12 protein-coding genes are annotated in these 13608 nt (G+C 61.1%); 4 read left to right on the top strand and 8 right to left on the bottom strand.

Annotated features, from left to right (window positions below; translation table 11 throughout):
* The first annotated feature begins 111 nt into the window (after window positions 1-111).
* From ACMYUN_RS12135 to ACMYUN_RS12145, 3 genes are read left to right on the top strand one after another with little or no spacing between them, the layout of a single operon-like run.
* The gene (locus tag ACMYUN_RS12135) at window positions 112-1287 is read left to right on the top strand and encodes an NAD(P)/FAD-dependent oxidoreductase (RefSeq protein ID WP_415763818.1); all 1176 of its coding nucleotides are present in this window, start codon (window positions 112-114) and stop codon (window positions 1285-1287) included.
* Window positions 1284-2096, top strand: coding sequence for an aldo/keto reductase (locus tag ACMYUN_RS12140; RefSeq protein WP_415763819.1), 813 nt, complete (start codon window positions 1284-1286; stop codon window positions 2094-2096). The genes ACMYUN_RS12135 and ACMYUN_RS12140 overlap by 4 nt, the downstream gene beginning before the upstream one ends.
* 31 nt (window positions 2097-2127) lie before the next feature.
* Window positions 2128-3093, top strand: a complete 966-nt coding sequence (locus ACMYUN_RS12145; protein WP_415763820.1) for a metal ABC transporter ATPase — start codon at window positions 2128-2130, stop codon at window positions 3091-3093.
* 3 nt (window positions 3094-3096) lie between these two features.
* On the opposite strand, the gene ACMYUN_RS12150 is transcribed toward ACMYUN_RS12145, so the two are convergent.
* The 7 genes from ACMYUN_RS12150 to msbA form a co-directional block, all read right to left on the bottom strand.
* Window positions 3097-3897 carry a hypothetical protein gene (locus tag ACMYUN_RS12150; RefSeq protein WP_415763822.1) on the bottom strand — a complete coding sequence of 267 codons (801 nt, stop codon included), beginning with the start codon at window positions 3895-3897 and terminating at the stop codon, window positions 3097-3099.
* Between the two features lie 57 nt (window positions 3898-3954).
* Window positions 3955-4641 (bottom strand): hypothetical protein, encoded by a 687-nt coding sequence (locus ACMYUN_RS12155; RefSeq protein WP_039756798.1) that lies wholly within the window; start codon window positions 4639-4641, stop codon window positions 3955-3957.
* Entirely contained in the window at window positions 4642-5616 is a 975-nt protein-coding gene (locus ACMYUN_RS12160; protein WP_310404009.1) for a glycosyltransferase, read from the bottom strand.
* Between the two features lie 130 nt (window positions 5617-5746).
* Window positions 5747-7168, bottom strand: a complete 1422-nt coding sequence (gene hldE, locus ACMYUN_RS12165) for a bifunctional D-glycero-beta-D-manno-heptose-7-phosphate kinase/D-glycero-beta-D-manno-heptose 1-phosphate adenylyltransferase HldE (protein WP_076565323.1) — start codon at window positions 7166-7168, stop codon at window positions 5747-5749.
* 70 nt (window positions 7169-7238) lie between these two features.
* Window positions 7239-8633, bottom strand: a complete 1395-nt coding sequence (locus tag ACMYUN_RS12170) for a PIG-L deacetylase family protein (protein WP_415763823.1) — start codon at window positions 8631-8633, stop codon at window positions 7239-7241.
* A gap of 4 nt (window positions 8634-8637) precedes the next feature.
* Window positions 8638-9534 carry a GNAT family N-acetyltransferase gene (locus ACMYUN_RS12175; RefSeq protein ID WP_415763824.1) on the bottom strand — a complete coding sequence of 299 codons (897 nt, stop codon included), beginning with the start codon at window positions 9532-9534 and terminating at the stop codon, window positions 8638-8640.
* On the bottom strand, window positions 9528-11354 hold the full coding sequence (gene msbA, locus ACMYUN_RS12180) for a lipid A export permease/ATP-binding protein MsbA (RefSeq protein ID WP_039756787.1): 1827 nt from the start codon (window positions 11352-11354) through the stop codon (window positions 9528-9530). The genes ACMYUN_RS12175 and msbA overlap by 7 nt, the downstream gene beginning before the upstream one ends.
* Before the next feature lie 125 nt (window positions 11355-11479).
* On the opposite strand from msbA, the gene ACMYUN_RS12185 reads away from it, so the two are divergent.
* Window positions 11480-12133 (top strand): lipopolysaccharide kinase InaA family protein, encoded by a 654-nt coding sequence (locus ACMYUN_RS12185; RefSeq protein WP_039756786.1) that lies wholly within the window; start codon window positions 11480-11482, stop codon window positions 12131-12133.
* Window positions 12134-12136: 3 nt separating this feature from the next.
* On the opposite strand, the gene ACMYUN_RS12190 is transcribed toward ACMYUN_RS12185, so the two are convergent.
* Window positions 12137-13597, bottom strand: coding sequence for a hypothetical protein (locus ACMYUN_RS12190; RefSeq protein WP_415763825.1), 1461 nt, complete (start codon window positions 13595-13597; stop codon window positions 12137-12139).
* Window positions 13598-13608: the final 11 nt, after the last annotated feature.

The raw sequence follows: 13608 nt of genomic DNA on the forward strand, positions 1-13608 counted from the left end.
GCAGCAAGCTTCAAGCGGCAAGCCGCAAGCATTGCTGATTTGCTGGTCCGGGTTGCAGCTTGCAGCTTGAAGCTTGAAACTTGCGGCTTCTTCAAGCTCCGAGGTCGCTGCATGCCATCCGTTATTTCCACCGACGTTCTGATTGTCGGCGCTGGTGTCGCCGGCCTCTGGCTGAATGCGCGCCTGCGCGGTCAGGGGTTCTCGACCGTGCTGGTGGAAAGCGCCAGCCTCGGTGGCGGGCAGAGCGTGAAGTCCCAGGGCATCATCCACGGCGGTGCCAAGTACGCGCTGCATGGCGCGCTGACCGGTGCCTCCGAAGCCATCGCCGACATGCCGCGCCGCTGGCGCGAGGCGCTGGCCGGCAATGGCGAGCTGGACTTGTCCGGCGTGCGCCTCCTGTCCGAAGCCCATTACCTATGGTCGCCAGGCACTCTGGCCGGCAACCTCACCAGTTTCTTCGCCAGCAAAGCCGTGCGTGGCCGGGTCGATCAGGTCAAGGGCAATGAACTGCCGCCGGCCCTGCAAGACAAGCGCTTCAAGGGCAAGGTCTATCGCCTCGCCGAATTGGTGGTGGATGTCCCGAGCCTGATCCAGCGTCTGGCCGAGCTGGCCGGTGACGGTTTGCTCGCCGGTAAGGTGATCGAGCCGCTGCTGGAAGCCGGTGTGCTGGTCGGGCTGAAAGTCGATGGTCGCGAAATCCGCGCCCAGCGCATCGTTCTCAGCGCCGGCGCTGGTACCGCCGAATTGCTCGAAGCCTTGGGCCTGAGCCGGCCGGCCATGCAACGCCGGCCGCTGCACATGATCCTCGCCAAAGGCCCCGGCCTGAAACCGCTGTACGCGCACTGCCTGGGCGGCGGCACCAAGCCGCGCATCACCGTGACCACGCATCCGGCGGCTGACGGCCAGTGGGTCTGGTACATGGGCGGCGACATCGCCGAAAGCGAAGGCGTGGCTCGCGAGCCGGCAGAACAGATTGCCACGGCGCAAAAGGAAATCGCCCAGTTGCTGCCGTGGATCGACCTCAGCACCACGCAATGGGCCACCCTGCGCGTCGACCGCGCCGAGCCGCTGCAGACTGGCCTGACCCGCCCGGACAACGCGTTCCTCGCCGAGGAAGGCCGCTTGCTCGTCGGCTGGCCGACCAAACTGGCACTGGCGCCGGACTTCGCCGACCGCGTCATCGCTTCGCTGCAACACGACGGCATCCAGCCGCAAGCGACCGAGCCGCTGCCGCCGTTGCCTAAACCGCCGCTCGGCGTACCCGCGTGGGAGCAACTGCTGCCATGACCATCGCCACTCTGCACGATCTGCATCGCCCGTTGGGCAGCACCGGCCTGACGGTTTCCCCGCTGGGCCTGGGCACGGTCAAACTCGGCCGTGACCAGGGGGTGAAATACCCCAACGGCTTTCAGATTCCCGGCGACGACGAGGCGCGCATGCTGCTGCGCCAGGCGCGCGACCTGGGCATCAACCTGATCGACACGGCACCGGCCTATGGTCGCAGCGAAGAACGCCTCGGCCCGCTACTGCACGGTCAGCGACAGGATTGGGTGATCGTCAGCAAGGTCGGCGAAGAGTTTGCCGACGGCGTATCGCGTCACGACTTCAGCGCCGCGCACACGCGGATGTCGGTCGAGCGCAGCCTGCAACGTCTGGAAACGGATTTTATCGATCTGGTCCTCGTGCACTCGGACGGCAATGACAAGGTCATTCTTGAGCAGGAAGAGGTCTACGCCACCCTCGCGACGTTGAAGGCCGAGGGCAAGATCCGCGGCTTCGGTTTTTCCGGCAAAACCGTCGAAGGCGGCTTGAAAGCGTTGGAGCAAGGCGACTGCGCGATGGTCACCTACAATCTGAACGAACGAAACGAAAAAGCGGTCATTGACTATGCTGCTGCCCACGGCAAAGCCATTCTGGTGAAAAAAGCCCTGGCCAGTGGTCATGTCTGTCTGAGTCCGGGAGTCGATCCGGTGCGCGCCAGCTTCGAGTTGCTGTTCACTCAGCCCGGCGTCGCCAGTGCTATTGTCGGCACGATCAATCCGCTGCACCTCGCCCATAACGTAGCGACCGTTGCCCAGGTCCTGCGTGGTCACTGACGCCGCCCCGAGGCCTTAAGCAGGAGCCGATATGCCGCGCACGCTCATCCGCAAGAACCCGAGCAACTTCAAGACGCTGCCGCTGTTCGTCGAAGCCACGCCCGAAGGCCTGAGCTACCAGAGCGTCGGCATGCCGCTGAACTTCGCCCAGACTCTGCAACGACGCAAACCGGTCAGCGTCGCCGACAGCGAGCGCTTTGCCGTCGAATTAGCCAACCTCGGCGTATCCGTGCGCCTGACCCTGCATTGGCAGAACCGCGATTATTGGGTGCTGGTGCGCCAGCGTCGGCAGGATCGCGGCGATGTCGTGCTGAAGCTGATTTCCGGCTACGTGCCGGCCCATGAATTGAATATCCCGCTGCACACGGCGATTCAGGAAATTGCTGAAGAGTGCCTGCTGGAAACCCCGGAAGGCTGGCTCGGCGGGCGCTTCAACGACACCTGGCTGCCAGCGCCCTACTCCGCTGCCCTGCATTATCGCGAGGCGCTGCCGTTTCGCCTGTCGCCGCTGTCCGGCTCGGCGCGTCCGGTACGCTGCGCCAACCTGCAACTGCTGGAACGGCCACGGGCCTACGTGCATTTGCCGACCGCGTCACTGCAATTGATCTACGACTTGCGCCTGGAAGTGCCCAAGGAAGCCAAATCCCTGAGCCTGTTCCATGTCGATGAACGCCTGGAGGGCGATCAACTGGTGGCGCGGCTGGACCGCAAGCGTCCGGATCTGTATCTGATGCCACTCAAGGACGGCGCGCCAATCGCGGAGCTGTTCACCCTCAAACGCGACAAGCTGATACCGGCGAGCACCCGCGGCATTCACCTGGCTGAAAGCTTCGCTACGCAGCAAGGCTGGGTCGTGCATGACGAACGCATTCGCTGGAAGGACTGGCTGGTGCAACAAGGCCTGCAACCGGCCAAGGCACCGCGCACGGGTCTCAAACAATTGAGCATCAAGGCACTGCGCCTGGTCGGGCTGGGCAGGAAGCGCGCGAGCCGATAACCCCTAGCGGCGACGATCCCACCAAGTGCGCAACTTCGCGAAGAAATGGAAGTAACGGTTTTCGCGCTTGCCCATGCCACGCTTGGGTGAGAATGACTCTTCGGCAAATGCGCCAGTGATTCGAACGCGCGACGCCTGGATCGGCAACGTGCAGACCTTGGCGCCTGCCTCGAGCAGGGCGTATTTGAGCAAGCGCTCGGAGTGCAGCTTGCGGCCGGTCGCCTTGCAGAAATCGAAGATGCGCTCGATGCGTTTGCCGTAGGCGATATAGGTATCGCGCCCGCATACGGCGAACCGATCATTGAGACCACCCCACCACTGCCAGTCCGGGATATAGACGTTGTGCCGTCGCGCATCGGCGTGGTTGAACAGGTAGCCCGGCAGCGGCGTGTGGAAGAAATTGTCCGGCCGCACGAACACAACGAAATCCGGATTGAAGGATTCGATCTCGGTGGTAACGGTGTGTAATGAGTTGAGCTGATAAATCAGGTTGCGCAGCGACGCATAGTCGTCGGCCCAGGTATCACCCTGCGCCTTGACCTGCTCGAAATCCCAGCGCTCCAGCACACCTTCAGTCGAGGTGAGCGCGCCGGTCATCGATTCGAAGGGCTGGTAGTTGTCAGCCGCCAGCTCGCCTTTCTCGCCGGAGCGCGAATTCTGCACTTCATCGACTTTATACAGGTGATAAAAGCACTTCACCTCGCTGCCCGCAGGCAACTGCGCGAGTACGTTCTGTTCGATTGAAGGGAAGCAGATCGGCGAATTTCTCGGAATTCCGAAAAACGCCACGGCAATTTTCACCACTCGATTGCACCTATGAAGAAATGATTCGGCCCGGCAGGCACCTGATTGCGGCGTGGCTTATTTGCGCTTGAACAGTTTCTGCCACCAGCGCCGGGGTTGCAGCGGCACGACAATGACATTGGACTTTTGCAACCAGTCCCGCTCGTAATCCCAGGCATGGCCACCCCACAGCTTCCCCGCTTCGTTGGAGAAACCCAGGGTCATCAGCTGATAGGTATAACCGAGATGCCCGCGCAGCCAGTCGAGCAGCACCAGCGTGTTGAAGCCGGTGGAGGGGCCGACGTAGCGCTTGCCGCCCGGGCGGTCGACCGGGTAGTTCCACAGCGGCGGCAACGGTATGCGATCCCAGTACATCGCCACGCGCGGCATCGGGCACATCGGCGCTGCGCAACCCACGAGCATGGTGAAGCAGCGCTCGCCCGCGCGGTCGAACAGTCGCTGTACGTCCTGGTTGCCGGGCAGCCCGAAGAAATAGGCGTCGGGCGCGTTGTAGCCGTGCACGAAGAGATTGACGCTTTGCTCATTGAGCAGCGACGCCTTGATGCAGTGATTGAAACTGACGACGACGTCATCAGCGCCGATATTCAGCGCTGCGAAATCTGCTGCGGTAATCGCGGGATTATTAGCGATCAATACCACCCGCGCCGCACGGCTGAGGCATTCGCGCAGGGCTTCGGGCAAAGCCTGCAAAACCGACTGGTCACCACCGGGCAGCGCATCCAGCGCCATGTATTCGTCCGTCATTCAGGCCGGCACCTTCATGCCGTAACGCAGCTTGACCCAGAACCGAGTGAAAGCCGACGGTGGCTGCCATGGACGCATCTCGCGCTGGATGGCCTCGGCGAGTGCCTGACCGACCCGCGCAAACGAATAGCGACTCTCGGCAAACGCCTGGCCGTTGCTGGCGATGCGTTGCGCCAGCTCGGGGTCGTCCTGCAGCATCTTGATTTTGGCCACCGCCTCGTCTTCGCTGCGATAAAACACGGTGTTGTGCATGTCTTCGAAACCAAGCAAGCGGTCTTCCTCGCCCTGGCTCCAGGCCAGCAGCACACAGCCGCACGCCATGGCTTCGAAGTTCTTGATCATGAACTCGTTCATGCCGATATCGGCGCTGACGAAGATTTTGATGCGATTGAGCGTTTCGAGGTATTCCGCACCCGATTTGGTGCGAGTCACGAGCATGCCGGTACGCTGCGAAAGGGATTCGAGCATGGCCTTGCGCTCGGCGTACTCAGTGCTTTTCAGGCTGCCGAGGAAGCCGATCGGGATGTCGCGCGCGACGCCGGTGTTGCGCAGCATCTGCTCGTCGTAGCCTTTGGAGACGAACACCGTATCGATGCCTTCCGCCAGCATCTTGCGCGCGACAACAGCGCCGGACACCAAGGCCCGGCAGCTCGGCAAACGGCTATACAGACGCGAATACACGCCGCGATATTTACTGGCGGGCATGTAGTTCTGGTAGGCATCGTGCTCGAGAAAGACCAGCCCGGGAATGCACTTGAGCACCCGCAGTTGCGGGGCCAGACGCTTGACCCGGGAGAAAATCACCACGCGGTCAAAGGTCTGGTAATCGACCGAAGCCAGAAAAACGCCGAGGTTCATCTGCTGCTGTTTGCTCAGACGATAGATGAAACACTCATCGCAGTTCTGCTGAACGATGTCGTAGAGCCGGTCAAGTATGACCCGTTGCTCGTCCATCACCAGAAGCATGACTTTCATAGATTAGTCGACCACGTAACATAGGCGGGCAAGCGCAGCGGATTCAAACCTGCCTACATCAACGGAAACGGTGAAATCCCCAAGGCAAAATCCGTTCACACGCGGTACACAACGGCAAAAACTCATCTGATCAGCGACTGCGTATTTTTTCGACAATCGCGGTCGTCGAGCTGTTTTCCACCAGCCCCAACACTTTCACGGTACCGCCATAAGCGGTGACGATATCAGCACCGACAACCTGATCGATGCCGTAATCGCCGCCCTTGACCAGCACATCAGGCTTGACCTCGCGCAGCAGGTTCTCAGGCGTACCTTCCGGGAAACTGATGACCCAATCCACCGCACCGAGGCCCGCCAGAACAGCCATGCGCCGGTCGACACTGTTGATCGGGCGACCAGGGCCTTTCAGGCGACTGACCGAGGCATCGTCGTTGACCGCGACAATCAGTCGATCGCCTTGGGCTCGTGCCTGCTCAAGATAAGTCACATGGCCGGCGTGCAGGATGTCGAAGCAGCCATTGGTGAAGACAATTCGTTCGTTATGCGCACGGGCGTCGGCGACGGCCAGCACCAGTTGCTCAAGGCCCAGCACACCGCGCTCGGAGCCTTCTTCACGCTGAATCGCGCGGCGCAGTTCCGGGGCACTGATGGCCGCGGTACCAAGCTTGCCGACCACAATCCCCGCCGCCAGGTTGGCCAGGGCCACGGCGTGTGGCAGATCCTCACCGGCAGCAATCGCAGCGGCCAGGGTCGAAATCACGGTGTCGCCGGCGCCGGTCACATCGAACACTTCCCGGGCACGCGCTGGCAAATGCAACGCCGGTTGATCCGGGCGCAGCAGGGTCATGCCGTGTTCGCCACGGGTGACCAGCAGTGCTCCCAGCTCCAGATCGTGCATTAACGTTGCGCCCTTGCTGACGAGTTCGTGTTCGTCAACGCAACCGCCGACGATGGCTTCGAATTCGCTCAGGTTCGGGGTGATCAGGCTGGCGCCACGGTAGATCGAAAAATCCTTGCCCTTCGGGTCGGCCAGTACCGGGATGTTTTTCGCCCGAGCAGCCTGGATCAGCGCCTGATGGTTTTTCAGCGCGCCTTTGCCGTAGTCGGAAAGCACCAGCACCTTGATGCCTTCGAGCAGGTCATCGACCTGCGAGCCGAGCGCCAGCGCATCGGTGGCGAACGGTTCTTCGAAGTCGATACGCAGCAATTGCTGGTGCCGGCTCATGACCCGCAGCTTGACGATGGTGGGCTGGTGCGCAATGCGCTGGAACAGGGCACGTACGCCGGCGCCCTTGAGACTGTTGCTCAGGCTGTCGGCGGCTTCGTCATCGCCGGTCACGCCGACCAGCGATGCCGGCGCACCCAGCGCGGCAATGTTCAAGGCAACGTTCGCGGCACCGCCCGGGCGGTCTTCGATCTGCTCGACCTTGACCACCGGCACTGGCGCCTCAGGGGAAATCCGTGAGGTTCCGCCATGCCAGTAACGGTCGAGCATGACATCGCCGACCACCAAGACAGGGGCTTGATCGAAACGCGGCATGGACAACTTCATGGAGCAACCCACATACAAAATGAACAGGGGCGCGATATTAACACAGGGTAAAGCGCCGTCCGCCTCAATCTCAAAGGTCGCGGACCCAGAACAGTTCGTGGCGGCGAACAGCCTTGCGGAAAAACTCGTTACTGCCTGTGACAGGCCAGCGACGTCCAGCAAGCACCTGTTGAATGACGCGACGCAACTGCCGCTTGAATCCGAGCGGGCCCTGCAGGTCATGCTCCATGGCCAGCGCCATGGCCTTGTCCAGCTGCACGTCCGCTGACAGCAGCGGACTCCACAAACGGTCGGTCGGCAACGGTTCGATCGCCGGCGGCAGTGCAATACCGCTACCGGCCGGGCCCATTGGCCAACGATCATTGTCATGCAGATGGTTGGCGTACATCAGCAAGGTCGACGGCTGCCACGTACTGGCGGCGATGGCTTCCAGCAGGGCACGGGTGGAAGCGACGTGATCGCTGTGCGGGTCCAGTTCGGGATGCGGAGTGACGACGACTTCGGGGCGAAAGTGCTCGAGCAATTGCCGTAAATCGCCGACCAGATTGATCCAGGTCGGCGCGCCATCGACATCGCCCGGCAGGTCGAACGGATTGTGCTGACGGACAGTGCGCACATCATTTTCGCCGGATTCGCGCGAGCCGAATGAGGTGTTCGGCTCTTCGGCCATCGCTGGCAATTGCAGGCAGTAATAGCCCAGCTGTACACAACGACTGGCCGGCACCCCGCCCCACAACGGAATACTCAGGCTGTCCCAACTGCGCAGGCGACCTTTCAAACGAGCCGCCTGAGCCTTGTCCAGACCCAGTCGCTGAAAATCTTCGGCTTCGATTTCGCCCTGGGTCAGGGTGACGATGCTTGCTTCTTCGCCGCGACTGTAGAGCCCGAACGCTGCAAGCTCGGCATCATCGGCGTGGGGCGCGATGACCATGACCCGTTGCTGCGCGTAATCGGGATTGCTCATGACCCACAACGTGCCGCTGGAACTCAGCGTGCAATGCCGACCACGCACTGTCAGCGCGTTTTCGCCAAGCGCTGCGGCTTGCCCGGAGAGATTGAGAAAGCGCCGCCCACCGACGCCACGCTCGAAATCCTGGCGATCATTACCCAACTCGACATAGGGATCGCGCCAGCGGCCCAGCCACGTCGCTTTGATCTGAAGTTCCAGCAGCAGCGTTTCTCCCGGCGCCAGCGGCTCGCTCAGATGTACGACTCCGCCATCCAGCTTCACGCTTTGCCGCGCTGTATCGCCGGGAAACTGGTACTGATAGTCGTCGCTTGCGCGGTAGAACAGGTGGTCGGCGAACCACGCTTCGTGCGCCCCCCACGCCAACCCCAGCAGCACCGGCACCAGCCACCAGCCCAGCCCGAAACCGGCCGCCACCAGGACGATCAGGAACGCGATGAGGAACAAGCGCTTGCTGCGCCGATGCGCCTTGAGGAGCTGTTGCTTGCGAGCAGTCATGGCTTCAGACCTTGTAGACGGGCACCGTGTGGCACCAGCGATCCTTGTATTCACGGTCGGCACGGCCGAACGAATAGCGCAGCGTCTTGCCCAGTGCCTGAGCATCCGCCCAGGCCTGCTGGGTGTTGACGAAGCTCAGCACGCTGCCGGGGCTGAACTCACGGCTTTGCGGATCGACGCCGCCGTTGACGTATTCCAGCGATACCCATTGCGGCGCTTCGACACGGTAGAGGATCTGAATCGCCACAGGCGCCGACTCAAGCATGACCACCGAACCGGTCATGAACTCGCGCAAGAGCGTGAAGACCTCGACCAACCCGGCCTTGCCAGGCACCTCGAAACCCCAGCGACGCTGGAACAGATCACCGTAAGCGGCGGCCTGCTCCTGTGGCGTCAAGTCGGCCATCGGAATCAGCGCACCACCCGCCTCTTCCAGCAGGCGCTGTTCGCGACGCTGGTTGTAGCGAAACTTCTTCGAGTAATCCTCGGGCAGCCGCGCCAGTGCCAGGCCTTCGGGCTGGGCGCGCAGGGTGCTGATTTGCCCGGCGTTGAGTTGCGACACGTAAGCCATGCGCTGGCGAACCGGAACCACGACATCCGGTGCAATCGGCAGAATCACTTCGGCGTTGCCCATGTCCAGCAGCCCGCGCTTGCCCTCGCGCTTGAGCACTTCCTTGGACAGCGCGGCATGTTTTCCCCAGCAAGCAACAGCCGCGACGACTTCGCCGTCAGCGATCCAGCCCAAATAATGCAGCTTGATGCCGACAAATGCCGACAGCCGCTCCACCACATCGGGATGCGTGGCAAAACTGCCACCGAAGCGCTGCCAGGCCTGTGCGTAGGCCGCCTGATCGATCTGGCTCCAGCCGCGCTCCCGCCAGGCGCGAAACGCCGTCAGCATAGGTCGGTCACATGGGTCGGCTGCGGCTCGTCGCCTTCTTCGAATTCCTTCGCATGCAAGCGTGCGTAATAGCCATTTTGCGCGAGAAGCTGGGCATGAGTGCCGCGTTCGACAATCTTGCCGTCATCCATGACCAGAATCAGATCAGCCTTTTCGATCGTGCTCAAACGGTGAGCGATGACCAGCGTCGTGCGGTTCTGCACCACATGATCGAGAGCCGCCTGGATATGCCGTTCCGACTCGGTATCGAGGGCCGAGGTGGCCTCATCGAGAATCAGCAGCGGCGCGTCCTTGAGCAATGCACGTGCGATGGCGATGCGCTGACGCTGTCCACCGGACAGCAACACACCATTTTCGCCGACCAGGGTTTCATAGCCCTGCGGCATCTTGACGATGAACTCATCGGCGTAGGCTTCGGTGGCCGCGCGTTTGACCTCATCGAACGGCGCCCCCGCCAGGTCGCCGTAAGCGATGTTGTTGGTCACCGTGTCGTTGAACAGCGTGACCTGTTGGGTCACGAGGGCTATCTGCCGACGGAGGCTGCGAAGGGTCAGGTCCTGCACCTGCACATCATCGAGCAGAATCTGCCCATGTTCCTGCTCGTGCTGGTAGAAACGCGGAATCAGACCGGCCAAGGTCGACTTGCCACTGCCGGAACGACCGACCAGCGCGACCATTTGTCCTGGTTCGACGACGAAACTGATGTCATCAAGGACTTTCTTCTCACTGTCGGGATAACTGAAGCTGAGGTTGCGCACTTCGAGGCGACCTTGCAGACGGTCGCGCTCGACCGTGCCGTGATCGACTTCCGCCGGCTCGTCCAGCTGCTCGAAAATGCTCTCGGCACCGGCCACGCCCTTCTGGATCGTCGAGCTGACTTCCGAGAGCTGGCGAATCGGTTTTGGCAGCAGGCCGGCCATGGTGATGTAGGCCACCAGATCACCAGGCGATGCATCACCGCGAAGGTACAGGACCAGAAACATCACCACCGCCATGGCGCTATAGGTCACCAATTGCAGCATCGGTGTATACACCGCGCCGGTCTTGGTCATGGTCAGTTGCTTGTCGGTGTTGCTTTGGCTGGCGTCGTGAAAGCGAACCTTTTCGTAGGTTTCGCCACCAAAGCTGCGCACCACGCGGTAACCATGAATCGTCTCGGACGCCACATGCGTGACGTTGCCCATCGACACCTGAATCTTTTTGCTCTGCTTGCGGAATTTCTTGCTGGTGCTGTTCACCATCAGACCGATCACCGGCAGGATGGCGACCATCACCAGGGTCAACTTCCAGTTCATCCACAACAGGGTGCAGAACAGGAAAATCACGGTCATGCCTTCGCGGATCACCACTTTGATCGCGTCGGTGGCGGCGCCGGTGACCATCGTCACGTTGAAGGTGATACGGGAAATCAGGTGACCAGAGTTGTTCTTGTCGAAATAGCTGTTGGGCAGATCGAGCAGCTTGTTGAACAGGACCACACGCAGGTCATGCACCAGCCCCAGCGAAACCCGCGCCAGAAAGTAGTTGCCCAGATACGAGCCGACGCCTTGCCACACGGCAATCAGCACGATCAACAACGGCACACTCTCGAGCAATTGCAACTTGCCAAGGTAAGGATTGCCGGGGAACAGACTGGCCTCGGGATTGGCCAGACCGTCGACGAAATATTTGAGGATGTAGGCGAGCATCGGTTGGGTCGATGCGAAGATCAGGAAGCCGACGATACTCAGGATGAACAAGCCGGCGTAGGGACGCACGTAAGCCAAGAGGCGGAAATAGATCGCCAGCGTTGACTGGGCTTTCGGTTCAGGACTGCTCATGGTAATCCGCGTAAATCAGTGAGGCGGCGATGATATCACAGGCCCTTTTGCGCCGATAAACATCGCCGGACGCCAGCCTTTGGCCAAGTCGGTTAAGATAGCCGGCTCACGATGGGGAGTCAGGCATGCAATCGATTGATCACAGCACTTACGAGGCACTGCGCAAGGGCGCTCAGGTACTCGAAGCCGACGGTTCCGGCGACAAGGTGCTCAGGTTGGCCGACGGTCGCATGCTCAAGCTATTCCGCCGCAAGCGCTTGTTGAGTTCAGCGCTGTTCTTTCCCTACGCCCAGCGCTTCGCCAACAACACCAAGGCGTTGCAGCAGCGCGGCATTCTCTGCCCCGATGTGATCGCGGTTTATCGTATTCCAAGCATTCAGCGCGATGGCGTGTATTACGCACCGCTGGCGGGCGAGACCGTACGGCAATTGCAGGGCACGCCCGAAGAAACCGAGACGTTGCGCGCTCAGTTGGGCGCGTTCATTGCGCAACTGCACGAAAAAGGCGTGTATTTCCGGTCCCTGCACTTCGGTAATGTCGTGCAGACGCCGCAGAATCAGCTCGGGTTGATCGACATCGCCGACCTGCGCTGCCAGAGGCGCGCTCTGAGCGACAGCAAGCGACTGCGCAACTTCGCCCATTTGCTGCGCTACAAACAAGACCGGCAATGGCTGCTCGGCGACGACGCCGGGCACACCTTCCTGGAAGGTTATCGCCAGGCGTTGCCGAGCAAGCGGCAGGCTGCGCTGATAGAACGCCTGCGCCTACTGCTCGATTGAGCCTTACTTGCCGATCACCAGAATCGTCGCACCCTTGCGATTGGCGAAGCGCTCAATGATGCGCATCTTGTGCGCCACCAGCCACTCGCCCAGCCACGGCTCATCGCCTTTGCCTTCGATCAGGAAATAGCGATAGTCATCGGCGTGCTCCGGCGACATCGCCTGTTCACGCGTGAGCGTCGGCAGGACATAACCCCGCCCCGCGTAATAGCTGATGCGACCGTCTTCGAACCAGGCGCTGGCCTCAGGCTCAACGTGCGCGGACATCCAGCGCCCGGCGGCCACGTAATGGGTCTTGCCAGCGCCAGTCGAAATCACATTCGACAGCATCACCAGCAACGCTGCCACGACCAGCACTTTGGTCCAGCGCGGAAACTGCCGGGCAAATGCCGCCAGCCCCATCGCCAGTACCGGTACGAACAACAAATTCAGGAAACTCAGATACCGGGCGTTCATGAACTGCTGCTTGATGAAAAACAGCATCAGCACGACGAGATACAGCAGTGCTGCCCAGGCGAACGGACGATAGTCACGCCAGTAAACACCCAAGACTCCCCAGTTGCGACGCAGGACAAATGGCGCAGCGAACGGCCCCATCAGCTTGACGAAGGTGATCATCATCGTCGCCAGCAGCCCGAAGAACACGATGCGCCCGGCTTCATCCTGGGAGTACTTGTTGATCAGCGAGTTGCCAAACTGTTCAGACAGCATCTGAAACGACTTGTAGACGCCCTGCGGTGCAATCATGTCCAGATACAGGAGGAAGCGTGCCGACATGAAAAATCCGAAGGCCGATGCAACCAGCAGCCCCACCACCGGCAACAGAGCAAACTGCAGCAAACGCGCGCGCTGACCGGAGCGCCACAGCCCCGGCAACTGCCACAGCCCCAGCGCTGGCAATAAAAGCAATGCCTCCAGCCGGAACAGCGCTGCGGCCACGATAGCCAAGTGAATCAGGCCGGCTCTGAGCCAGCCGCCCAAGGCTTGCCAACGCAGCGCCTGCCATAACGCCAGCGTGCAGAAAAACCAGAAACCGCATTCACGGATGATGTCATTTCGAAACGCATTGACCGCTGGCATCGCCAGCACAATCAGGCACGCCCAGCCGGCAAGCTCGGGAGAGCGTCGACGGATACAATCGACCATCAAGGCACTGGTGCCGGCAAAAAACAGACCGCACCAGAGATAGGCGCTCAACTCCAACGGCAACCACAGAAAGCGATGGGTCAGGGCCAGAAGAATGGAGAACCACGGCCAGTCGAAATGCACCCAGGCCACGTCGGCCCCGTGCAAGACAACCTCATGGGCGATATCGATGTACAGCGCGGCATCGCGACCGACCGTTGCGGTACCCCACACGGCGATCAGTGAAAGGAGAATGCTTGCCCAGAACGCGACACTGACCGGTCGCTCATTGATTACCCGAGCTGCCTTGATCACCCACTTGTTATCCGTACCTTTCACCCAGCCCCCTC

The sequence above is a fragment of the Pseudomonas sp. CP4 genome (assembly GCF_047758505.1).
Lineage (GTDB): Bacteria > Pseudomonadota > Gammaproteobacteria > Pseudomonadales > Pseudomonadaceae > Aquipseudomonas > Aquipseudomonas fluorescens_AO.